This window comes from Streptomyces sp. NPDC050535 (assembly GCF_044457665.1).
In the GTDB taxonomy this organism is placed as follows: Bacteria; Actinomycetota; Actinomycetes; order Streptomycetales; family Streptomycetaceae; genus Streptomyces.
In genome coordinates, this window is record NZ_JBITHE010000001.1 from 52,655 (window position 1) to 75,472 (window position 22,818).

General features: G+C 68.9%; 17 protein-coding genes and 3 pseudogenes. 14 read left to right on the forward strand and 6 right to left on the reverse strand.

The window, feature by feature from the left end:
- Positions 1-17 precede the first annotated feature (17 nt).
- Together ACIBLC_RS00225 and hflX are read left to right on the forward strand one after the other, a co-directional pair.
- Complete coding sequence (locus tag ACIBLC_RS00225; protein WP_399208298.1) at positions 18-1,541, forward strand: M1 family metallopeptidase; 1,524 nt, start codon at positions 18-20, stop codon at positions 1,539-1,541.
- 263 nt (positions 1,542-1,804) lie between these two features.
- Positions 1,805-3,298 carry a GTPase HflX gene (gene hflX / locus ACIBLC_RS00230; protein WP_399208299.1) on the forward strand — a complete coding sequence of 498 codons (1,494 nt, stop codon included), beginning with the start codon at positions 1,805-1,807 and terminating at the stop codon, positions 3,296-3,298.
- Between the two features lie 185 nt (positions 3,299-3,483).
- Here the strand turns inward: hflX and ACIBLC_RS00235 are convergent, their stop codons facing one another.
- A complete protein-coding gene (locus ACIBLC_RS00235) occupies positions 3,484-4,713 on the reverse strand; it encodes a trypsin-like serine peptidase (protein ID WP_399208300.1) in 1,230 nt (409 codons plus the stop codon).
- A 568-nt stretch (positions 4,714-5,281) separates the two neighbouring features.
- On the opposite strand from ACIBLC_RS00235, the gene ACIBLC_RS00240 reads away from it, so the two are divergent.
- The 4 genes from ACIBLC_RS00240 (at position 5,282) to ACIBLC_RS00255 (ending at position 8,115) form a co-directional block, all read left to right on the forward strand.
- Positions 5,282-5,485, forward strand: coding sequence for a cold-shock protein (locus tag ACIBLC_RS00240; RefSeq protein ID WP_383679353.1), 204 nt, complete (start codon positions 5,282-5,284; stop codon positions 5,483-5,485).
- A gap of 340 nt (positions 5,486-5,825) precedes the next feature.
- Positions 5,826-7,304 (forward strand): DEAD/DEAH box helicase, encoded by a 1,479-nt coding sequence (locus ACIBLC_RS00245; RefSeq protein WP_399208301.1) that lies wholly within the window; start codon positions 5,826-5,828, stop codon positions 7,302-7,304.
- A 46-nt stretch (positions 7,305-7,350) separates the two neighbouring features.
- Entirely contained in the window at positions 7,351-7,755 is a 405-nt protein-coding gene (locus ACIBLC_RS00250; protein WP_399208302.1) for a CBS domain-containing protein, read from the forward strand.
- Between the two features lie 51 nt (positions 7,756-7,806).
- Complete coding sequence (locus ACIBLC_RS00255) at positions 7,807-8,115, forward strand: SCO5918 family protein (protein ID WP_399208303.1); 309 nt, start codon at positions 7,807-7,809, stop codon at positions 8,113-8,115.
- A gap of 247 nt (positions 8,116-8,362) precedes the next feature.
- Here ACIBLC_RS00255 and ACIBLC_RS00260 read toward each other — a convergent pair whose 3' ends face one another.
- Positions 8,363-8,923: a hypothetical protein gene (locus ACIBLC_RS00260; RefSeq protein ID WP_399208304.1), complete on the reverse strand. Its 561-nt coding sequence runs from the start codon at positions 8,921-8,923 to the stop codon at positions 8,363-8,365.
- 220 nt (positions 8,924-9,143) lie between these two features.
- On the opposite strand from ACIBLC_RS00260, the gene ACIBLC_RS00265 reads away from it, so the two are divergent.
- Positions 9,144-9,974: a hemolysin III family protein gene (locus ACIBLC_RS00265; RefSeq protein WP_399208305.1), complete on the forward strand. Its 831-nt coding sequence runs from the start codon at positions 9,144-9,146 to the stop codon at positions 9,972-9,974.
- A 51-nt stretch (positions 9,975-10,025) separates the two neighbouring features.
- On the opposite strand, the gene ACIBLC_RS00270 is transcribed toward ACIBLC_RS00265, so the two are convergent.
- The 4 genes from ACIBLC_RS00270 to ACIBLC_RS00285 form a co-directional block, all read right to left on the reverse strand.
- Entirely contained in the window at positions 10,026-11,264 is a 1,239-nt protein-coding gene (locus ACIBLC_RS00270) for a PP2C family protein-serine/threonine phosphatase (protein WP_399208306.1), read from the reverse strand.
- A 322-nt stretch (positions 11,265-11,586) separates the two neighbouring features.
- Entirely contained in the window at positions 11,587-12,600 is a 1,014-nt protein-coding gene (locus ACIBLC_RS00275; RefSeq protein WP_399208307.1) for an NAD(P)-dependent alcohol dehydrogenase, read from the reverse strand.
- 137 nt (positions 12,601-12,737) lie between these two features.
- Positions 12,738-13,745, reverse strand: coding sequence for a zinc-dependent alcohol dehydrogenase family protein (locus ACIBLC_RS00280; RefSeq protein ID WP_399208308.1), 1,008 nt, complete (start codon positions 13,743-13,745; stop codon positions 12,738-12,740).
- A gap of 138 nt (positions 13,746-13,883) precedes the next feature.
- Positions 13,884-14,222 carry an ArsR/SmtB family transcription factor gene (locus ACIBLC_RS00285; protein WP_399208309.1) on the reverse strand — a complete coding sequence of 113 codons (339 nt, stop codon included), beginning with the start codon at positions 14,220-14,222 and terminating at the stop codon, positions 13,884-13,886.
- Positions 14,223-14,450: 228 nt separating this feature from the next.
- Here ACIBLC_RS00285 and ACIBLC_RS00290 point away from each other — a divergent pair, with 228 nt between their 5' ends.
- From ACIBLC_RS00290 to ACIBLC_RS00320, 7 genes and pseudogenes are all read left to right on the forward strand, one after another.
- Positions 14,451-14,633, forward strand: coding sequence for a hypothetical protein (locus ACIBLC_RS00290; protein WP_399208310.1), 183 nt, complete (start codon positions 14,451-14,453; stop codon positions 14,631-14,633).
- 1,116 nt (positions 14,634-15,749) lie between these two features.
- Positions 15,750-15,971: pseudogene (locus tag ACIBLC_RS00295) on the forward strand (aspartate aminotransferase family protein); the annotation flags it as partial.
- A pseudogene (locus tag ACIBLC_RS00300) lies at positions 15,969-16,169 on the forward strand (aspartate aminotransferase family protein); the annotation flags it as partial. The pseudogenes ACIBLC_RS00295 and ACIBLC_RS00300, both read left to right, overlap by 3 nt.
- 386 nt (positions 16,170-16,555) lie before the next feature.
- Positions 16,556-18,565, forward strand: coding sequence for an IucA/IucC family protein (locus ACIBLC_RS00305; protein ID WP_399208311.1), 2,010 nt, complete (start codon positions 16,556-16,558; stop codon positions 18,563-18,565).
- Between the two features lie 39 nt (positions 18,566-18,604).
- Positions 18,605-19,438: a GNAT family N-acetyltransferase gene (locus ACIBLC_RS00310; protein WP_399208312.1), complete on the forward strand. Its 834-nt coding sequence runs from the start codon at positions 18,605-18,607 to the stop codon at positions 19,436-19,438.
- Positions 19,439-19,754: 316 nt separating this feature from the next.
- Positions 19,755-20,081: pseudogene (locus ACIBLC_RS00315) on the forward strand (IucA/IucC family siderophore biosynthesis protein); the annotation flags it as partial.
- Positions 20,082-20,145: 64 nt separating this feature from the next.
- A complete protein-coding gene (locus tag ACIBLC_RS00320) occupies positions 20,146-22,128 on the forward strand; it encodes an ATP-dependent DNA helicase (RefSeq protein WP_399208313.1) in 1,983 nt (660 codons plus the stop codon).
- The last annotated feature ends 690 nt before the right edge of the window (positions 22,129-22,818 follow it).

Below are 22,818 nucleotides of genomic sequence, written 5' to 3' on the forward strand. Positions count from 1 at the left end.
GCTGGTAGCGGTGGTCCATGCCGCTCACCCCCTGCCCCAGTCCTCCGCACGCCAGGACAGCCCTCCCCAGGACCCGTCGCGTCAAGGCGGCCCTGCTCGCCTCGGCTGTCTCCGTCTGCCTCATCGCCGCGAGCGCGCCCTCACCGGCCACCCCGCTCGGCGTCGGCGACCGGCTCTTCCCGCACCTGGGCAACCCCGGGTACGACGTCGCGTCGTACGACCTCGCCTTCACCTACCCCGGCACCAACAGCAAGCCGCTCGCGGCCGTCACCACGATCGACGCCCTGGCGTCCTCCCGGCTCGAGCAGGTCAATCTCGACTTCGCGCACGGAAGCGTGGAATCGGTCGACGTCAACGGGGCGCCCGCCGCCTTCACCGGCGCCGGCGAGGATCTGGTGGTGACGCCCGCCGAGCCGGTGGCCGCGGGCGGCCGGATGCGGATCACCGTGCGCCACACCAGCGATCCGGTCCCCGCCGCGAACCAGGACGGCGGCTGGGTGCGCACCAAGGACGGGCTCGCGATGGCCAACCAGGCCGATGCCGCGCACCTGGTCTTCCCGTGCAACGACCATCCCTCCGACAAGGCGATGTTCACCATCCACGTCACCGCGCCGGACGGGTTCACGGCCGTGGCGAACGGGCTGCCCGCCGGAACGGACCGGGCCGACAGGTCCACCACCTGGACGTACCGCACCGAGCACCCCATGGCGACCGAACTGGCCCAGGTGTCCATCGGCCGTTCCTCGGTGCTGCACCGCACCGGGCCGCACGGCCTGCCCGTACGCGATGTCGTACCCACCAAGGACCGTGAGCGGCTCGAACCGTGGCTCAAGAAGACCCCCGGCCAGATCGCCTGGATGGAGGGCAAGGTCGGCCGGTACCCCTTCGAGACGTACGGGCTGCTGATGGCCGACGCGCAGACCGGCTTCGAACTGGAGACACAGACGCTGTCCCTCTTCGAGCGGGGGCTCTTCACCGAGCCCGCGTACCCGAAGTGGTACGTCGAATCGATCATGGTGCACGAACTGTCGCACCAGTGGTTCGGCGACAGCGTCAGTCCGCGCACCTGGTCCGACCTGTGGCTGAACGAGGGGCACGCCACCTGGTACGAGGCCCTGTACGCCGAGGAGACGGCCGACAGGCCCATGGTGGCGCGCATGAAGGCCGCCTACCGGGCGTCCGACGGATGGCGGGCCGCGGGAGGGCCGCCCGCGGCGCCGAAGGGCCCGAAGCCCGGCCAGAAGATCAGCATCTTCCGGCCGAACGTCTACGACGGAGCCGCTCTGGTCCTGTACGCGCTGCGCGAGGAGATCGGGCGCGCGGCCTTCGAGCGGCTGGAGCGGCTCTGGGTGAACGTCCACCATGACGATGTCGCGTCGACGGAGGACTTCGAGGACCTGGCGTCCGGCCTCGCCGGCCGTGACCTGAGCGGCTTTTTCGAGGCGTGGCTCTACGGCCGGAAGACCCCGCCCATGCCGGGTCACCCGGACTGGAAGAGCGACGCCCCGAAGGCGGCGAAGAGCGCCGGACGAGCCGGATAACTCGCATGACGAGACGGGACGTGCCGTGCGACCATCCTTGAAGTCGGCGGCACGGCCCCTCCGGGCCGGTGACACGGGCCTGACAGGGCCGAAGGCTTGACGGGCCTTCCAGGGTCCGTGACTCGGTCCCGAGAGGGCCGTTGGCACGGTCCCCCGGGGTTGACCCGGCGGAATCCGGGAATCTCCTGGTGGCCCGGGACGTTCTTCTTCATGACGGACGATGTCCGTCGCCGAATCGGTGTCCCCATAGACGTAAGGATCCAATGACCTCCTCTTCTTCCCCTTCCCAGGACGCGCAGAGCCTCGCGCAGAACTACCCCGAAGGTCTTCGGGCCGATGCCCTGATGGAAGAGGACGTCGCCTGGAGCCACGAGATCGACGGAGAGCGGGACGGCGACCAGTTCGACCGCTCCGCGCGAGCGGGCCTGCGGCGCGTCGCCGGCCTCTCCACCGAGCTCGAGGACGTCACCGAGGTCGAGTACCGCCAGCTCCGCCTGGAGCGCGTCGTACTCGTCGGTGTGTGGACCTCGGGGACCGTGACCGACGCGGACAACTCGCTCGCCGAGCTGGCGGCCCTCGCGGAGACCGCGGGCGCCCTGGTGCTCGACGGCGTGGTCCAGCGCCGCGACAAGCCCGACGCGGCCACGTACATCGGTTCCGGCAAGGCCAACGAGCTGCGGGACATCGTCCTGGAGACCGGCGCCGACACCGTCATCTGCGACGGTGAGCTCAGCCCCGGTCAGCTGATCCACCTCGAAGACGTCGTCAAGGTCAAGGTCATCGACCGTACGGCCCTGATCCTCGACATCTTCGCCCAGCACGCCAAGTCCCGAGAGGGCAAGGCGCAGGTCGCGCTCGCGCAGATGCAGTACATGCTGCCGAGGCTGCGCGGCTGGGGTCAGTCGCTGTCCCGCCAGATGGGCGGCGGCTCGGGCGGCGGCCTCGCCACCCGTGGTCCCGGTGAGACCAAGATCGAGACGGACCGGCGCCGTATCCGCGAGAAGATGGCGAAGATGCGCCGGGAGATCGCGGACATGAAGACGGGCCGCGACATCAAGCGCCAGGAGCGGCGTCGCAACAAGGTGCCTTCCGTCGCCATCGCCGGTTACACCAACGCGGGCAAGTCCTCGCTGCTCAACCGCCTCACCGGCGCGGGCGTGCTCGTCGAGAACTCGCTGTTCGCGACCCTCGACCCGACCGTCCGCCGGGCGGAGACCCCGAGTGGCCGGCTGTACACGCTGGCCGACACGGTCGGTTTCGTACGGCACCTGCCGCACCACCTGGTCGAGGCCTTCCGCTCCACCATGGAGGAGGTCGGTGACGCCGACCTGATCCTGCACGTGGTGGACGGTTCGCACCCGGCCCCGGAGGAGCAGCTGGCGGCCGTGCGCGAGGTCATCCGTGACGTGGGCGCCACCAAGGTGCCCGAGATCGTGGTGATCAACAAGGCGGACGCGGCCGATCCGCTGGTGCTCCAGCGGCTGATGCGGATCGAGACGCGCTCCATCGCGGTCTCGGCCCGTACGGGACTTGGCATCGACGAACTGCTCGCGCTCATCGACAACGAACTGCCGCGCCCCTCGGTCGAGATCGAGGTACTCGTGCCGTACACGCACGGCCAGCTGGTCGCGCGTGCGCACAACGAGGGCGAGATCATCTCCGAGGAGCACACCCCGGAGGGCACGCTGCTCAAGGTGCGGGTGCACGAGGAACTGGCGGCGGAACTGGCGCCGTACGTTCCGGCGCCGACGGTCTAGTAGCCCGCCCCGGCTCCGCGGCTGCCTCGACGTGGTCGCGCCGCTGTACGGACATCTGTAGGCCCGCCCCTCTCGGAGGGGCGGGCCTTCGTCGTCCGTGTCCGCTCGCCGCTACGCCGGTTGTCTCCGTGCCCGGCGAAGCCGCACCGGTCGTGTCACTGCCCGGCGAAACCGGGACAGTTGCTTCACTGCCCGGCGAACTTCCCGCTCACCTGGTCGTACACGCCCTTGGCCACCGTGCCGAGATGCGGGCCCGCCAGCCAGCCCGAACTGACCGGGCCGATCGAGGTGTTGGACACCAGCGCGGGCTTGCCGTCGGCTCCCGCGGCCACCCAGCCGCCGCCGGACGAACCGCCGGTCATGGTGCACCCGATGCGGTACATCGTCGGGTCGGCCTCCACGATCGACAACCGCCCCGGCTCGTCCGTGCACTGGAGCATCTTCTCGCCGTCGAACGGCGCCGCCGCCGGATAGCCGGTCGCCGTGATGCTCTCCACCTTCGGTACGGCCGGAGCGCTGAAGTTCACCGGAAGCGCCGAACCGACCGTCTCCTCCAGGGACTTGCCGTCACCGCCCTCCTCCGGCGTCACATGCAGCACGGCGAAGTCGTACGGGGCTCCGTCGCCGCCCGTGGCACCGCCCCCCTCGATCCACTGGTCCGAGGTCTGCGCCCAGTCGCTCCACCAGACGCCGTACGGCGCGACGTCCGCCTTCGTGGCGGACTCCAACTCGGCCGCTGTGGCACCGTCGTTGTTGTACGAGGGAACGAACGCGATGTTGCGGTACCAGCCGCCCGTCTTGCCGGCGTGCACGCAGTGGCCCGCGGTCCACACCATGTTGGACTTGCCGGGGTTGGCGGGATCCTCCACCACCGTCGCCGAGCAGACCATCGTGCCCTCGGGAGCGTCGAAGAACACCTTCCCGGCCTCGGGGGCGTTGTCGTGGTACGGCGTCCCCACGGCCTGCGCGGTCACGGGATCCGGCGTCGGGTCGGTGACGCCCTGGTCACCGGAGATGTCGCTCTCGTCGACGCCCTTGTTCTCGTCCGGATCGTCGGCCTCCCGCATCCGGTCCGGGTCCCACAGGCCCTCGATGATCGGGTTGATGTAGTCCTCGGCCTCGCGCAGCCAGTCGTCCTTGTCCCAGTTCTTCCAGGCGCCGTTCTTCCACTTGTCGACATCGATCCCGCGCTCTTTGAGCCTGTCCCTGATGTCGTCGGGAATCGTGATCTTGCCGTCGCCGTCCTGGGCCGCGGACGAGGAGGTGTCTCCGCCGGCGCTGTCGTCGCCCGAGCCGCAGGCGGTGGCGGTCAGCGCGAGCGTCGCTGTGAGACAGACGGCGGCCAGCACGGGGGAGGTCCTGCGGCGCGCGCTCCTCCCTCGACTACCGGCGAAGGGCGGGCGTATGGATCGCATGGTGTAACTCCCCCTGGAGATGTGAGAACAGTGCGCTGCGGGTGCGGGTGCGGGTGCGGAGCGGTGCTTGTGGTGCGGCGTTCGTGGTGCGGCCTCGGCCGTTCCGCGTCACCGAACGGCATCACAGACTATGCGCTCGCTGTGGGAGACATCCGCCGGAACGGCAACGGTTTCGCTACGGGCTGTCCGGCCAGGCAATCGTCCGGAGTTTTCCCGAGTCGACCTCGCCGCGCGGCTGATCGTGTCGGGGCTGTCGTCCCCCGTTGAACGTTGCCCTGCGAGTGAGTCAATATCTGTGCTCGTGGACTGAGAGTTCTACGGACCGTGTGGTGAGAGTTTTTGCCCCACTGAACGGAGTGGAATTACTTAGCCGGTGCGGGCCGTTGCGGCGTGCTACTGTCGATCTCAGTTGCAGTTGTGGTTCCCAAAACTTCGAGTGCTCCCACTCGGCTTCTGTCGAGGAGAGTGCTTTTGTATTTCCGGTCATTTTCCGGGCGGGGCAATCATCGCGGCGACACGGTATTCGCACGGTGCGGACGCCGGTGTACTGCCCCACAGGAGATATGACATGGCTGCTGGTACCGTGAAGTGGTTCAACGCGGAAAAGGGTTTCGGCTTCATCGAGCAGGACGGTGGCGGCGCTGACGTGTTCGCCCACTTCTCGAACATCGCCGCCCAGGGCTACCGTGAGCTGCTCGAAGGCCAGAAGGTGAACTTCGACATCGCGCAGGGCCAGAAGGGCCCGACGGCCGAGAACATCGTTCCGGCCTGACGCACACCTGTAGCTGGGGCCCGCATCCTTCGGGGTGCGGGCCCCAGCTGCACGCATTTCCCGCAGTGGTTTCACATGCGGGACAGCTCGGAGGAATCCGCGGTCTCACGCGGCTCCTCCTTCGGGGATGCAGGCACATCCTGAAGAGCTGAACCGTACTTCGACGCCCGGATCTCACGTCCCCGCCGCGTCACCCATTTCAGTATTTGCGCCCGCCGTGGATTCCCCCGTGAATTTCCGTCGGCCGGATTTGCTTTGACATCGGTCCATACTCGTAATTCCGTGCAGCTCATCGCTGGCGCGAATTCCTTGATATGCGCCGCATCGAGGAAGGCTCAGTATGAACAGCACACGTACGAACGACCGATCGACCCGCACCCGTAATGGCAGTACCGACGTGGGAAGGGGCGGCAGCCGCTTCGGCTCGCCGGCAGCGCGCCGTTCCGGCGGTTACGGCCGCCGACCCGCCGCCGTGCAGGGTGAGTTCGCGCTTCCCACGACGATCACCCCCGCGCTGCCCGCCGTCGAGGGCTTTGCCGAACTCTCCATGCCCGGGCAACTTCTGGCCGAACTCGGCAGGCAGGGTGTGAGCACGCCGTTCCCGATCCAGGGCGCGACGCTGCCGAACTCCCTGGCGGGCCGTGACGTCCTGGGCCGCGGGCGCACCGGTTCCGGCAAAACCCTCGCCTTCGGCCTCGCCCTGCTCGCTCGTACCGCCGGACAGCGTGCTGAGCCTCACCAGCCGCTGGGGCTGATCCTCGTACCGACGCGTGAGCTGGCGCAGCAGGTCACCGACGCGCTCACTCCGTATGCCCGGTCCGTCAGGTTGCGACTGGCCACGGTGGTGGGCGGGATGCCGATCGGCAGGCAGGCCGGCGCGCTGCGAGGCGGGGCCGAAGTCGTCGTCGCGACCCCGGGCCGGCTCAAGGACCTCATCGACCGTGGCGACTGCCGGCTGAACCAGGTGGGCATCACGGTGCTGGACGAGGCGGACCAGATGGCCGACATGGGATTCATGCCGCAGGTCACCGCGCTGCTCGACCAGGTGCGTCCGGACGGGCAGCGGATGCTGTTCTCCGCCACCTTGGACCGCAACGTCGACCTGCTGGTGCGCCGCTACCTGACCGACCCCGTCGTCCATTCGGTCGACCCCTCAGCCGGTGCGGTCACCACGATGGAGCACCACGTCCTGCACGTCCACGGCGCCGACAAGCACGCCACCACAACGGAGATCGCCGCCCGCGACGGCCGCGTGATCATGTTCCTGGACACCAAGCACGCCGTCGACCGGCTGACCCAGAACCTCCTAGACAGTGGGGTACGGGCCGCCGCGCTGCACGGCGGCAAGTCGCAGCCGCAGCGCACCCGCACGCTGGCGCAGTTCAAGACGGGGCACGTCAGTGTGCTGGTAGCGACCAACGTCGCGGCGCGCGGCATCCACGTCGACAACCTCGACCTCGTCGTGAACGTCGACCCGCCGACCGACCACAAGGACTACCTCCACCGCGGCGGCCGTACGGCACGGGCCGGTGAGTCCGGCAGTGTCGTCACGCTCGTCACACCGAGCCAGCGCCGCGGCATGGTCCGCCTCATGTCGGACGCCGGGATCCGGCCGCAGACCACCCAGATCCGCTCGGGCGAGGAGGCTCTGCACCGGATCACCGGCGCCCAGGCCCCTTCCGGCGTCCCGGTCGTCATCACCGCACCGGTGGCCGAACGCCCCAGGCGCAGCGCCTCCTCCTCCCGAGGCCGGCGCCGTCCCTCCTCGACGACGCGGCGCGCGCCCGTACGCGAGACCGCCTTTGACGCGGCGGCCTAGAACCTTCGTGATCAGGAAGCTGACCCATCTCTGCAGGAGGCACCTTTTGACGCTGGTTCAGATGCAGCCCCGTCCGGTGGGCGCCGGCCCCGGGCACAAGACGGTGGCTGAGGTCATGGACGCGGCCGGACCGCAGGTCTGTGACGACATGAGCGTCGAGGTGGCGCTGTCCGTGATGGCCGCCGCCCGCACGGGCCGGCTGGTCGTCTGCGACCAGGACGGCCAGTGCACCGGCCTGGTCACCCACGCCGAACTCGCCGCCGTCCGCGACAGCTCCGCCTACACGGACCACGTCCGCTTGCGCGACCTCCTCGGCGGCCACGGGTCGTTCACGTCACCCGTGACCATGATGGCCGACGCCGAGCGCGCGACGCGCACCCACCGGCTCGGTGCCCTGCCGGTGGTCGACGTGCAAGGCAGCGCCCTGGGCGTACTCGCCCTCTCCCGCTGAACCGTCTCACCCCGGCCGGACCGTTCTCCCCTTCTCTCACTGTGAGGTCACATGCGCTGCGTCATCGCCCGCTTCCCCTTCGAGCTCACCAAGAGCAGCGTGCTGGACTCGATGAAGGGCATCAAGCCCGAGCCGGGCACCGGCGAAACGGTGATCATCGGCCGCCGCCACTACCCCGTCAAGCAGGTCGGCCAGGTCATCACCCGCCAGGATCGCCGTGATTTCAGCGCCGGCGAAGTCCTCCGGGCCATGACACAGCTCGGCTTCACCTGCCGCACCCTCCCCAAGACAACACCCGCTCGCATCCTCAACTCGCTCCAGCACGCTTCCGCGATGCTCGGCACGCCCGTGTCCGTCTGACCGACGAGATGGGCAACGAGCCGACACCCGGACGGCGGTGGGGGGCCCGTCCGGCGCGCGTGACGGACCCACACCACACTTGCAGCGGATCCTTGCCGCGTGGTTGCTCAGCGGTCGGAGCAGCTGAAGTCGCCCACGGACGAGCGCCGAGGCCTCGGTCCGCCCCCTGGCGCACCGCGGAGCTGTCGGTACCGCACATCGATGGTGCGTCTCTGTCAGTCGTGGGCCGGATGACGGACAACGCTCGTCATACGCTCGTCCAGGCGTCGAGGAAGGCTTTGCGGCCGACGAGATCGTCCGACCTGCGGTCTGCGTGCAGGACGCGCCAGGCGGTGAGTTCGAGATCCCGGAGCCACAGTTCGCCGATGACCTCTGTCTTGAGGTCGGGAAAGTCGTCGGATTCGACGAGGGCCTGACCGATCACTTCGCCCGCCGCGATGCGCTGGGGCGGGGTCATCTGATCGACGGCCGAGAGGATCTGCCGGGCGAGAGCAGTTCCCTCTCCGGCCAGCGAACGCAGTACCAGGGCCTTGATGTTGGCGGGCAGCAGATACGCGGTCCCCGAAGTTCTCCACAGCTCCGCCCAAAAGCGTTCGCCTGTCTTGGTGGGGGCGGGCAACGCGGCCAGCAGCCCGAGGAGGTGGCCGGTGGCGGCATAGCCGTCGGAGTGGGCAGCCGCGACGACCGCGATGCCGGCGACGCGCTCCACGTCCAGATGACCCGCTTCAAGATGCGGAGCCAGGCCCAACTGGTGTTCCACCTGGTGTACGAGGGGGGCGGATACGTGGGGGCGGACCTCAGGAAGCATCGGCGATCCTTGTGCGTAGGCGGCGAAATCGTCTGTGCGGCAAGTTCTGATCGTTCCCATGGGCTGCCGGTCTACTCGGCTCCGACAGACCCAATTGACACCAGGATCAACGAGGTCGGCGTTCAATCGGTTGTGGAACACCCTGTCGGCGACGGTGCGAGCGGGGTTCGCTACCGACCTCCCGCAATGCTGTTCGGGTGTCGTCTTCTAGCATGCCCTCATGATCACCGGTGACGCCGAGGAGTCCGAGGGAGGACGAGAAGCTGTGTCCCGCGACGCCGCTGAAGCTGAATACATCCACGTCGCCTCAGGGTGCGGAGAGGGTCGTGAAGACGGTTCGCCCGTCGGAGCACAGGACGACGGAGCGGGGAAGATCACTCACTCGGTTGCCGCTCTCGTGGAGCGGGCGGCCGACCTGGCCGAACCGATCAAGCCGAGGTTGCGTGGCTGGCTCCATGCCGCGATGGTCCCCGCCTCACTGATCGCAGGCGTCGCACTTATCTTTCTGGCCCGTACTCCGCAGGCGACCCTGGCCTGCGCGGTGTATTCGGTCACCGCCTGGATGCTGTTCGCAACGAGCGCCATATACCACCGCGGCACCTGGGGACCGCTCGGCGAGGCTCTTCTACGACGTCTCGACCACGCCAACATCTTCCTGATCATCGCCGGCACCTGCACGCCCCTCGCCGTTCTCCTCCTCCCGCCGGACCAGCGGTCCGTGCTGCTGTGGATCGTGTGGGCGGGCGCGTTGGCCGGCGTCGCGTTCCGGGTGCTGTGGGTCGCAGCTCCGCGCTGGCTCTACACCCCGTGTTACCTGGCCCTGGGGTGGGCACCGGTGCGCTACTTGCCCGACTTCCTGCACACCGGCGGAGCGGCCGTACTCGTCCTGATCGTGGCCGGCGGTCTCCTCTACAGCGCGGGCGCGGTGGTCTACGCGCTCCAGCGGCCCGACCCCTCACCCCGCTGGTTCGGTTTCCACGAGGTCTTCCACGCGCTGACCTTGGCGGCATTCACCGCGCACTACATCGCCATCTCACTGGCCGCCTACTGACCACGACTGCGCAGCTTCTCCCACGTGGCCACGGGCATGTTCTTCCTCGAGTCAGTGCCCGGGAGTGGTCGGCACAGTCCGTGATGCCGCGGAGGCATCGGAGAGATCGGCACCGGTGTCGGCGTCACGCTGGGACTGGCCGGTGCCGTGCCAGTCCAGGCACATGACGGTGGCGTCGTCCTCCAGGTGGCCGCCGTTGGTGTCGACGATTGCCGCGATGAGGGTACGGGCGGCCTCGCGGGGATGCAGCTCGCGGGTACGAATGATCAGGTCCGACAGGCCGAGACTGTGGGCGTTGCGCTCAAGCATGCCGTCGGTGAGCATCACCAGCCGGTCACCCGGCTGCAGGTCCAGCGATTGGACCCGGTAGGTGTGGGGGGTGTGGAAGCCGAACGGCAGATCGATTTTCGGAACGATCTCCTGCACCTGTCCATCCCGCATGCGCAGGGGCCAGGGGTGCCCGGCGTTGACGAACTCGGTCGTGCCGTCGATCAGACTGATGCGCAGGAGCTGGCCGGTGACGTAGCCCTGGCGGCCGTGTTCCCGCATGGCCTGGTCAGCCTGGCGAGCCTGCTCGGCGAGGTCCGCACCGGCTCGCCGTGCCCGACGCAGGGCGCCCACAAGGAGGGTGGCGAGCAACGAGGCCTCGACATCGTGCCCCATCGCGTCGGTGACGGAGAGCTGCACGGTGTCCCGGTCGATCACGTAGTCGAAGGTGTCGCCTCCGACGTGGTCGGCCGGTTCCAGCGCCCCGGCCACCGCGAACTGGGCGGCCTCACAGGCCAGCGACGACGGGAGCAGCCGGTGCTGGATCTCCGCGGCCAGGCTCAGGGGGGTGGTGCGGCGGCCCCACTGGTACATGTCGGTGAAAGACCGGTTCGCGATGACGATGTACGCCAAGGCGTGCGCGGTCTCCCCGATCTCCCGCATCACCTCCGCATCCGGAGGTACGGGCAGGAACAGTTCGAGGAGCCCGATGGCGTCCCCCCGGTTGGTCACCGGGGCGACGATCTGCACAAGGGCACCCTCACCTTTGTCCTCCACCCTCGGCTGCTGGGTGCGAATCACATCGTCATAGAGGGTGCCCCGCAGTGTGATGCGCGAGGCGGGCCCGTCGGTATCGATGCTGTTGGCCGCCCCCAGCCGTACGACCGAGCTGCCGGTGAAGTCGGTGATGAGAAACGACACCGACGCGGCCCCGAGACGTCTTCTGAGCATGTGTGCGACAACGTCGAGCGACTCCACGGGCGCCGCGGTCTCAGCCGCCGCCAATGTCCCCGCCAAGGTCATCGCCCCGCCCCGGCCACCCCCATTCGCGGAAGCACGAGTGGTCGGCTCACCCTCGCCGTCAGGTCCGCACACGGTCACGGTGACTCCTCGCTCGCTGGTGCTCCGGGCTCCGTCCCAGGTGTGCGAGGGTCCGACGCCGAACCCGCTGCCGGGCAGAAGCCATTGCATCACAGAGCGCCTGAAGGAGTGCGCCTGTCGGCCAACCGCTCGCGGGCGGACCTGCACCGTCGACATGCGGGACGTCCGGGCCTGTCGGGACACGACCGTCCGTCGCCAGGCACCGCGGGACCGGCGTCGCGGTGGTGAGCGGGACGTCGCGGTGTCAGCCGGCGACTCGGATGACGATTTTGCCGAAGGCGCCGCGTGCGAGGTGCTCGTACGCCTGGTGGGCGTCTTCGAAGGCGTAGACGGTGTCGATGACCGGGTCCAGGCCGTTCTTCTCGATCCAGGCGTTCATGTCGAGGAAGGCGCGGCGGTGGCCGACGGCGATGCCGCGGATGGCGGCCTGGCTGTAGAGCAGGGACAGGACGTCCAGAGAGGCGGTCATGCCGCCGAGGAAACCGACCAGGGAGATGTGGCCGGCGGCCCGGGTGGCGTGCACGGACTGGTTGAGGTTGTCGCCGCCGACAACCTCGATGACCTGGTCCACGCCCTGTCCGTCGGTCAGTTCGCGTACCTTCTCGGCCCAGTCGGGGGTGGTGCGGTAGTTGATGAGGTCGGTGGCGCCCAGGGTGGCTGCCTTCCGCAGCTTGTCGTCGCTGCTGGATGTGGCGATGACGCGGGCTCCGAGCGCGGTGGCGATCTGGATGGCGAACAGGGAGACGCCGCCGGTGCCCTGGACCAGGACGGACTGGCCGGGCTGGAGGTTGCCGTACTCGACCAGGGAGAACCAGGCGGTCAGCGCGGCGATGGGAAGAGTGGACGCCTGTTCGTCGGTCAGGTTGGCCGGGGTGGGCACGGCCGAGTCCGCTTCCAGGATCATGTACTCGGCAAGTCCCCCGTCGATCGGGCCGCCGAGCTGCCAGTCGGGTTCGTCCCGGGCGGGGGCGCCGTCGAGCCAGTGCGAGTAGAAGTGCGAGATGACGCGGTCGCCGACCTGCCACTGGCTTACGCCGGGGCCGACCTCGGCGACCACGCCGGCCGTGTCGTTGACCGGGATGAGGTTCTTCGGCATCTTCTCCGGGTTGTAGACGCCGTCGACGATCGCCTTGTCGCGGAAGTTCAGGGAGACCGCGGAGACCTTGACGAGGATCTCGCCGGGGCCGGGCTTCGGGGTGGGGCGCTCCTTGAGGCGGAGGTTGTCCAGGCCGAAGTCTTCAAGCTGCCAGGCACGCATGACACGTGCTCCTTTTCTCGCGCGTCTGGGGGGAGGGGGGCCAGGGATGGAGGCCGGGGAGTCGGTGGCGGGGGAGCGCGGTGTCTTGCCGCTCCGGCGCGGCCGGGCTCAGGAGTGCCGCTCCGGCGCGGACGGGCTCAGGAGGTGGTGCCGCCGTGAGTGACGGTGACGACGATCTTGCCGACCTGGCCGTTGGCCTCCATGTAGCGGTGGGCCTCGGCGATGTCGGTCAGGTCGAAGGTCTTGTCGACGACGGGGGTGAAGGAGCCCGAGGCGAGTCCGGCGTTGATGAACGCGACCGCGCGGCGGAGCCGCTCCGGGTCGGTGGTGATCTCGAAGAGGGTGTAGGTGCTGCTGTTCAGCGCGGGGTAGGACTGTGCGTTGGGCAGCGGGGTGGTGCGCGGGTCGAGAGCGCCGTAGACGACCAGGTATCCGCCGGAGGCGATGCCCTTGGCGAGGGTTTCGACGCCGGGGCCGGCGATCGGGTCGAAGGCCAGGCGCACGCCCTTGCCGCCGGTGATCTCCTCGATGCGCTCAGGCAGGTCCTCGTCGTCGGTGACGATGACATCGGCCGCGCCCGCGTCCAGGAGGCGCTGCTTCTTGCCCGCGCCGCGGGTGGTGGCGATCGGGATCGCGCCGATGTGGCGGGCGATCTGGATGGCGGCCAGGCCGACGCTGCTGGAGGCCGCGGTGATCAGGACGTGATCACCCGGACGTACCCGACCGCTTTCGGCGAGGGGGCCGTAGGCGGTGATGTAGGCCATCCACATGGCCGCCGCGGTGACGGCGTCCACGTGTCCGGGACGAGGAACCACGGCTGCGGCAGGCAGGACGACGCTCTCGCCGTAGGTGCCGTACTCGCTCTGCAGGAACGCCGGCACGACGGCCACCGGGTCGCCCGCCGAGAAGTCGCTCACGCCCTCGCCGACCGCCTCGACGACGCCCGCGGCCTCGTATCCCAGCGTGGAGGGGAAGACCGGCTGGTAGAAGTAGGTGCCTTCCCGGTACATGATCTCGGCCCGGTTCAGGCCGATCGCGTCGACCCGGATGCGTATCTCTCCCGCGCCCGGAGCGCGGGAGGCGGCATCGCGGAGGGTGAGCACCTCGGGTCCGCCGAGCCGGTCGAACTGTACGAGCCTTGCCATGGTGCACCAGTCCCGGGGTAGAAAACGGGAGAACACCGGATGATCCCGGCGCGCTGTCCACCCTGCCTCAAACTTTGACCACGGTCAAATTACGAGACTCATCGAAATATGTACCTGGTGTACCGCCCCTGGGCAGGCTCAGGCCCCCTCTGCGGCCTCCGCGGCCAGCACGGCTGACAGCAGTCCTGGGAACCTCGTGTCCATCTCGTCGGTGCGCAGCGCGTTCATCTTCGTCGTCCCCACGTAGTACTGGCGGATCACGCCCGCCTCGCGCAGCACATTGAAGTGATGCGTCAGCGTCGACAGCGACACCGGCGCGACGAAGGTCCCGCAGCTCAGGTCCTGCCCAGCGCCCACCAGCTGAGCCACCACTGTCCGGCGTACCGGATCCACCAGAGCCTCCAGGGCCTGCTGCAGAGAGACCTGCGACAGGTCGGGATGCTCCACCGTCCGGGGGGCGGTACGGGGACGGGCCACGGTGACTCCTTGAGGTGGCGAATTGATGCGGCCGTCCCATACTACGACCACCATCAAAGCAAGGGTCGGTCCTTCTGCCCGGCCTGCCGCTCCGGCGCGGTGTCCGTCTGGACGGCCCCGGTCAGTCGTTCGAGTCGTCAGCCCTCCCTGCCTTGTTGATCGGGATCAGCGAACCATTCGTAGGTCGGCTCATCCGGGGGGCGGGTGTGGCTTTCGGCTCTCTGTCACGTGCGGCCGGTGGAATTCTTCTACCGCTCCGCCTTCGACCTGCTCTGCCGGATCCGACGCCGGGCTCTGGAGCGTGGCGGTCACTGGGAAGTGATCTGTGTCCGTCCCTGGCACCTGCGGATCCTCAAATCCGCCAGGCTCGGCACGCTCTTCGTGCTCTTCGCAGCCGTGGAAGACGTCTAGAGAGACGGGCAGTGCCCCCTACGGCTCTCGGCCCAGGAAGAACTCCAGGTCATACTGACGTTCCTACGAAGATCACCAATCTGCCCCGGCATTTTGCCGGGATCGGCTGAATCGCGTGCTGCCCTCATTGCCCCGACCCGGTATACGCTCCCGGCAGGGTCTCCGCACGTTTCGCCGGCTCCGGTCGACGGCAGGCTGTCGGCCCCGTTTTCGGCCCCCAGCCCCCGGGTCTCAGTGACTATCCGACCACTGTGAGCGGCTGGAGCCGCATCGCCGACAACGCAGCTCCAGCCCTTCGTCCTCTCCAGCCTTTTTCGAGACCGGGGTGAACTCCCGCGCACCCCGGATGGGTGGTGAGGACGGTCAGTGTGAGGCGGCGACGTCAAGGCAGCCCGTGCCGTCTCGCACCTCGCGGCCGTCGCTGGTGCTCGCCCACATCCAGCGGCGGCCGTTGTCGACTTCCAAAGCGCCCCGGCACGCGCTTCCGCCTGGGCAATGATCCCAGCGGCAGCCTGCATCCCTCGCGGCTCGCGACCGGGACGTACTCCCGCAACATGGCCCACAGCGCGCCGAGTGCCGTGAGATCGGCACTCACCCCGAACCGCCCCGGCGAAATGCCGTCCCGCAAGTGCCTTCTGGTTCCCCCAGAGCTTCGCAACGGCCCGGGGCCGGACCTCGTCAAACGGCATCTCGCATGTGGCATCGAACGCCACCAGCCGTCATCCTCGCGCCTCCTAGTGTCCTCCTACTCGGCCCGTCGGAGTACTGCTTGACGACAGTTGGCGCAAACAGACGTCATCCAGGGAGATGAGGAAGTCTTTCTCGCCGGCACGCCAGCCGACCAAGCTGTCACGCCAACGATCTTCGGGACACCCGCTTCTCCGCACGTACGGCGTCGTTGGTACGTACGGGGGACCTGACGCATGCGTTCGGAACCCCCTGCCAACTCGCCTCTGGACAGCGGGAGGACCGGAAGTCGTGGCCGTGACCGAGTCTGCGGTGGTGCCGGTTGGACGGGTGCGCGAGGAGACGCGGGAGGGGGCGTGGGATGGCTTGCCTGATGTGCCAGGAGTTCCAAGTGCGCCCGGTGTGAGGGGTGTTCCGGCGGAGTCGCGTGTGCCCTGTGCTTCCGGCAGGGCGCGGGAGGTTGTGTCCCGCGAATCCGAGGCGGCACGCGCGGCGTACGGGGGGATTCCGCGACGCCAGTCGGCGCGCGAGTCGGCGACCCGCACCTGCGCACACGCGTCACTGAATGTTCCCGTGCGGGCACGCGGGTTGACGATCGAGGGTGCCGACGGGCGCCGCAACTTCAACTGCTCTTCCGGAGCGGGGTTCTTGCCCGCCGCCCCCGAACTCGCCGCCGCCCTCCAACGGGAATGCCTCCGCCGCAGCTTGATCGAGGTACCGAGCGGTCGCCACGCCGCCGTCCTCCTCCTCCCTCCACTGACCATCAGCGACGAACAGGTGAGCGCCGTGGTCGACCGGCTCACAGACGCGGTGGAGGCGGTATCGCGAGAGCGCCGAGGGACCTCTTAGGGCCCGCCGCGCCGGATTACTCGAAGGCGCCGTGTCGGAGTCCGAGGCGACGTTTCGGAGTGGGTGCCCGAAGGCGTCGCGCGGCGCCGAGCCTGCCGTACGGCCCTGAGTCTGCTGTACCCGTACGCCGCTGGGGTCACGGGACACAGGCGACGCGGGGCCACGTACCCCGACGCACCGCCGCGCTCCTGCGGGACGCACTCAGTCTGCGCTCACTCCAACCGGTCCTCGGGGCTCCAACTTCCGCTCTCCCCGAACCCCACTTCCACCAGGCCCCACCCGGCCCCGGCCCTACTCAGATCAACCAGGACGCCAAAGGCCCAACGCACCCCATAACGCCCCGGCTTGTCACCGCACAATCCCGAACGACCCCACAAGGAACTCTCGTGAACGCCACCCCCGCCCCCGACGGCCGTCCCCACACCCACGAGCGAGCTGCCCAGGACACGCAGGCGCCGCTCGTACCCGCGGCCGAATCGGTCCCCCGCCAGAAGGGAGGAGCATCGGGGTCGGAGTGGCTGCACGGCGTCACCGCCGACCTGTTGGAGCACCCCGACGCGCATACCGCGGCCCAGGCTGCGGCCGTAGAGAACCTGCTGCGGTGCTGGGTACGGGAGAACAACCTGCCCGCTCCCGAGGACGGCACCCTCCGCATCCCGCTCGCCGCCAGCGGCACCGCCCTCCTCATCCCCGTCCACTACTGGTCTCCCACCGGTTGGCACCGCCTCGGTCTCCCCTACTTCGCCGACGTTCCCGATGAGGCCCCGCCCGCCGACGCGGTCACGGTCGCGGCCCTGTTCGCACGGCAAGCGGTCATCGGCGCGATGACAGGGGGCAGCGCCCCCGCGCCGGTCTCACCGGGCGGACTGACCCGTGAAGCCGGCGCGTCTCGCCCTGAACCGGGGGGCTCGCGCAGCTCCGTCGGTGACGGCGCCGACCTGGTCGGTCGCGTCGCTGATTCCACCCGGCGCACCGCCGTGTTCATCGGTGACCGCAGGGAACACCCCGCCGACGAGCCCGACCTCTTCCTCGCCGCCGAACAGGCGCTCCTGCTCGGCCACCCGCTGCACCCCACACCGAAGAGCCGCGAGGGACTCTCCGAGGCCGAAGCCCGCTCGTACTCACCGGAGTTGCGCGGCTCTTTTCCGCTGCACTGGATGGCTGTGGCCCCGTCGGTGCTGGCAAACGACTCGGCATGGACAGAAGGGGGCCGCCCCGTCACCGCGGAACACCTCACGGCACGGCTGGCCGGCAACGGACTGCCCCTGCCCGACGGATACGCCGCCCTGCCCATGCATCCCTGGCAGTTGCGCGAGGTCCGGCACCGTTCCGAGGCCGCGGCTCTGCTGGACGGGGGACTGCTCCAGGACCTCGGCCCGCACGGCTCCGCCTGGCACCCCACCTCATCGGTCCGCACCCTCTACCGCTCAGGTGCCCCCGCGATGCTGAAACTGTCGCTCGGCCTGCGCATCACCAACTCCCGTCGTGAGAACCTCCGTAAGGAACTCCACCGTGGTGTGGAGGTCCACCGTCTGCTGCGCAGCGGTCTGTCCAAGCAGTGGCGCGCCGTCCAGCCGGGCTTCGACATCGTCCGTGATCCCGCCTGGCTGGGAGTCGACGGCCCGGACGGCGCCCCCTTGCCGGGGCTCGACGTGATGATCCGTCACAACCCTTTCGGTCCGACGGACGACGTCGGTTGCGTCGCGGGACTCGTCTCGCCCCGGCCTCACACCCGACCCAGCGACGCACGGAACCAGGCTGAGGGCAGGGCACCGGCGCGGTCCCGGCTCGCCGAGATCGTCACCCGTCTCGCGGGTCGCACAGGTCGGACCCGCGGCGCCGTCGCCACTGAGTGGTTCCTGCGCTATCTGGAGCAGGTCGTACGCCCCGTGCTCTGGCTGGACAGCGAGGCGGGGATCGCCCTGGAAGCGCACCAGCAGAACACGCTGCTCCTGCTGGACCCCGAGGGGTGGCCCATCGGCGGCCGCTATCGCGACAACCAGGGCTACTACTTCCGCGAGTCGAGGCGCGCGGAACTGGACGCCCGGCTGCCCGGCATCGGCGAGCATAGCGACACGTTCGTCTCCGACGAGGTAACCGACGAACGCTTCGCCTACTACCTCGCGATCAACAACGTGCTCGGCCTGGTCGGCGCGTTCGGCTCCCAGCATCTGGCGGACGAACGTCTGCTGCTCGCCGCCTTCCGCCGCTTCCTCTCCGACGTGGCCACCGGCCCGGCTCGGCTGCGCACACCCCTGCCCGCGTATCTGCTCGACTCGCGCGTCCTGCGCTGCAAGGCCAACCTCCTCACCCGACTGCGAGGCCTCGACGAACTCGTCGGTCCCGTCGACACCCAGTCCGTCTACGTCACCATCGCCAACCCCCTTCATTCCTGAGGAACATGACCCACCCCGTCTCCTGAGAGGAGCGTCGCCGTGCCTCCCACAGATGCGAGCGCCGAAGCCGACGCCGGCACCGCCCCCGTCACCGAACTCCGTACCGCGGTCGTTACCGCACTCGGCACCGAAGCGCAGCCCGGTTCGAACCTCGGCGCGAGCTCGGACAGCGAGGACACCCTGAACCTGCGGCTGCCCGACGAGTTCATCGCGCTCTTCGCCGAGGAAGCCAGGGCGCACGGGGCTACCGGAGGCCATCGGCAGACCACGGCGGAGAAGGCCTGTATCAACCCGGTCGGTGATGACCTGCTCGACCGTGTCGGTCACTGGGGGCCGACCAGTACTCCTGCGGGTGCCTTCCACCTTGTCCCCGTACGCCTGGAGAGTGATCTCCCGCTCATCACCCGTTGGATGAACGACCCTGCCGTCACCGCGTTCTGGGAACTGGCGGGGGCCGAGTCCGTGACCGAAGAGCACCTGCGTCGTCAGCTGGAGGGGGATGGGCGCAGTGTGCCCTGCCTCGGTCTGCTGGAGGGCACGCCCATGAGCTACTGGGAGATCTACCGCGCGGACCTTGATCTCCTGGCACGCCACTACCCCGCCCGACCGCACGACACCGGAATTCACCTCCTTGTCGGTGGTGTCGCCAACCGGGGGCGAGGGCTCGGTTCCACCCTGCTCAGAGCTGTCGCCGACCTCGTACTGGACAAGCGCCCGTCGTGCGCCCGCGTTGTCGCCGAACCCGACCTTCGCAACACCCCTTCCGTCTCTGCCTTCCTGAGCGCCGGCTTCCGGTTCTCCGCCGAGGTCGACCTGCCCGACAAGCGGGCAGCCCTCATGGTCCGAGACCGGGCCCTGCACGATCTGTTGTAGCGCCGTCACATGTAGTACACCGCTCGACCCGATCCGGTTCCCATTCGAGGAGCACCCGTGCGCGATTCGTCCGCCACCCCGGTATCCGGCAGGCCACCAGCTCCGCAGGACCCTCCTGAGCTGCGCAAAGAGCGGTGGGAGGGGGCGGGCTGCGGCCTGCTCGCGAAGATGGCCGGCGAGTTCGCGTACGACGGGATCGTCGAGATGGGGACGGAGCCGAAGCCCGAGCTCGAACCTGAGCCCGAGGTTGAACCCGAGTCCGAGCCGGGACCCGAGCCGATGGTGTCCCGGGCCAGGGACCGGCGCTCGCTCCTGGACCGCATTCATCCATATCGAGCCGCACGCAGAAGGATTCCGCTATCTCGCACCGCTCTGCGAGGAGCAACCCGGCGTCGCGAGGGACGATTTCTCGTCCCTCGTTCGAGCGGAGATCGTCCGCCACCAGACGCGCTTCCCCGAGCTCAGGGCACGCTTCGAGATGGTCAACCCGCTCACCGCGCGTATCGAGCGCCAGTGCCTCAACCGCAACCGACTGCACCTCGACGGCTACCGGAACCGCCCCGAGCGTCCGCCCCCCGCTGTGCACGGCACGGTTCCCAACCCCGTCCACCAGCCTCGATTGCCCGTCCAATGCTCGTCCTGATCACGCCCGTCCTGCTCACCTGGGGAGCCGGGTTGTCAGTGGCGCACCGTAGGGTGGCAGAGCTATGACACAGCCCTCACTTCCCGAACTCCTGCATGCTGCCGTCACTGCCGTCGGCGGCACGGAGCGCCCTGGCCAGGTGACCATGGCCGAAGCTGTCGCGGGTGCCATCGACGACAGCTCCCACCTGCTGGTCCAGGCGGGCACCGGCACCGGAAAGTCGCTCGGGTATCTGGTGCCCGCGCTCGCCCACGGGGAGCGTGTGGTCGTGGCGACCGCCACCTTGGCGCTCCAGCGGCAGCTCGTGGAGCGCGACCTGCCGCGGACGGTGGACGCGCTGCATCCGCTGCTGCGCCGTCGCCCCGAGTTCGCGATGCTCAAGGGCCGGTCGAACTATCTGTGTCTGCACCGCCTGCATGAGGGCGTCCCGCAGGAAGAGGAGGGCGGCCTCTTCGATCAGTTCGAGGCAGCTGCTCCCACCAGCAAACTGGGCCAGGACCTGGTGCGGCTGCGTGACTGGTCGGGCGAGACCGAGACCGGCGACCGGGACAACCTCACGCCCGGCGTCTCCGACCGCGCCTGGGCCCAGGTATCGGTGTCCTCCCGGGAGTGCCTGGGCGCCACAAAATGTGCCTACGGGGCGGAGTGCTTCGCCGAGCTGGCCCGCGAGCGCGCCAAACTCGCCGAGGTCGTCGTCACCAACCACGCGCTGCTCGCGATCGACGCCATCGAGGGCGCGCCGGTCCTGCCGCAGCACGAGGTACTGATTGTCGACGAGGCCCACGAACTGGTCTCCAGGGTCACCGGCGTCGCGACCGGCGAGCTCACGCCCGGCCAGGTCAACCGTGCCGTCCGGCGCGCCGCGAGGCTGGTCAACGAGAAGGCCGCCGACCAGCTCCAGACCGCCGCCGAGGGATTCGAGCGGCTGATGGAGCTGGCCCTGCCCGGGCGCCTGGAGGAGATCCCGGAGGATCTCGGGTACGCACTGATGGCGCTGCGCGACGCCGCCCGTACGGTGATCTCGGCGCTCGGTTCCACGCGTGACAAGTCCGTCCAGGATGAGGACGCGGTACGCAAGCAGGCCCTCGCGGCGCTGGAGAGCGTGCACGACGTGGCGGAGCGGATCACCAACGGCTCGGAGTGGGACGTCGTCTGGTACGAGCGCCACGACCGTTTCGGGGCGTCACTGCGCGTGGCTCCGATGAACGTCTCCGGGCTCCTCAGGGAGAAGCTCTTCACGGACCGCTCTGTGGTCCTGACTTCGGCGACGTTGAAGCTCGGCGGTGACTTCAACGGAGTGGGGGCGTCGCTGGGGCTAGGCCCGGAGGGCGCAGAGGGCGAGGATCTACCGCAGTGGAAGGGCGTCGACGTCGGCTCGCCCTTCGACTATCCGAGGCAGGGCATTCTCTACGTCGCCAAGCACCTGTCACGCCCCGCGCGCGACGGCGATCGCGCGGACATGCTGGACGAACTCACCGAACTGATCCAGGCCGCCGGCGGTCGCACGCTCGGCCTCTTCTCCTCCATGCGGGCCGCCCAACTCGCCGCCGAGGACCTGCGCTCGCGCGTCCCCGAGTACCCCATCCTGCTCCAGGGCGAGGAGACACTCGGCGAGCTGATCAAGAACTTCGCGGCCGACCCGAAGACCTGCCTCTTCGGCACCCTCTCCCTCTGGCAGGGCGTGGACGTCCCCGGCCCGAGCTGCCAGCTGGTCGTTATGGACAAGATCCCCTTCCCTCGCCCGGACGACCCCTTGATGAGCGCTCGCCAGAAGGCGGTCGAGGACAAGGGAGGCAACGGTTTCATGGCCGTCGCCGCGACCCACGCGGCCCTGCTGATGGCCCAGGGCGCCGGCCGCCTCGTACGAGCGTCAGGGGACCGTGGCGTCGTCGCCGTACTGGACCAGCGCCTGGCCACGGCCCGCTACGGCAGTTATCTGAAGGCGTCACTGCCCGACTTCTGGTTCACGACGGACCGTAACCAGGTACGCAGGTCGCTGGCCGCGATCGACGAGGTGGCGCGGAAGTCGGAGGAGGAGGACGCGTAGCGACTGCGCGGCGGGTGCGTGAGATGCCGCGAGGGCGGCCCTATCGGCCGCCGACGTCGGGATCGACCGGACGCGCTGTCGCGTCCAGGTGATGCGCCCAAGCGCCCTTTCGAACAGGGAGGCCGCCCATCGAACTTTCGGGTCCGGGAGCCTCTGTCGGCCGGCAACCACCGCGTCCCAGGGCACGATTCGAACGCAGATCCCGAACCGCATCGGCGTCGTCACGTCGCCGCGCATCGAACGCCGTACGCCATCCTCCCGGGCCAGGAAGCTCAGCAAGACGGAGCCCCGGACCAGGCAGGGTATAGGTCAAAGCACCTCGGCCCGAGACCCAAAGAGCGTCCGTGCTGGGCATGCACGGCCAATGAGCCCGCCCGGGATAGACACCGACCAGGGCCCTTGAAGCGAGGACAGGCACGCCGCAAAGCTCTGGTCTGAGCAGGCGCCCGCTCACGAGCCCTTCAGCCAGGTCATACACCGCACGGGACTCTCGACCTTGAGGGACACCCGCCGCAAACCTCGGCCAGGACGGACACCCGCCGAAGCCTTCAGTCGGGACGGACACCGGCCGCAAACCTCAGCTGGGATGGACACCCGCCCAAGCCCTCAGCCAGGACGAACACCCGCCCAAGCTTCAGCCAGGACGGAATCACCCACGACTCACGGCCAGGTCAGCCACTCTCAAGGCCT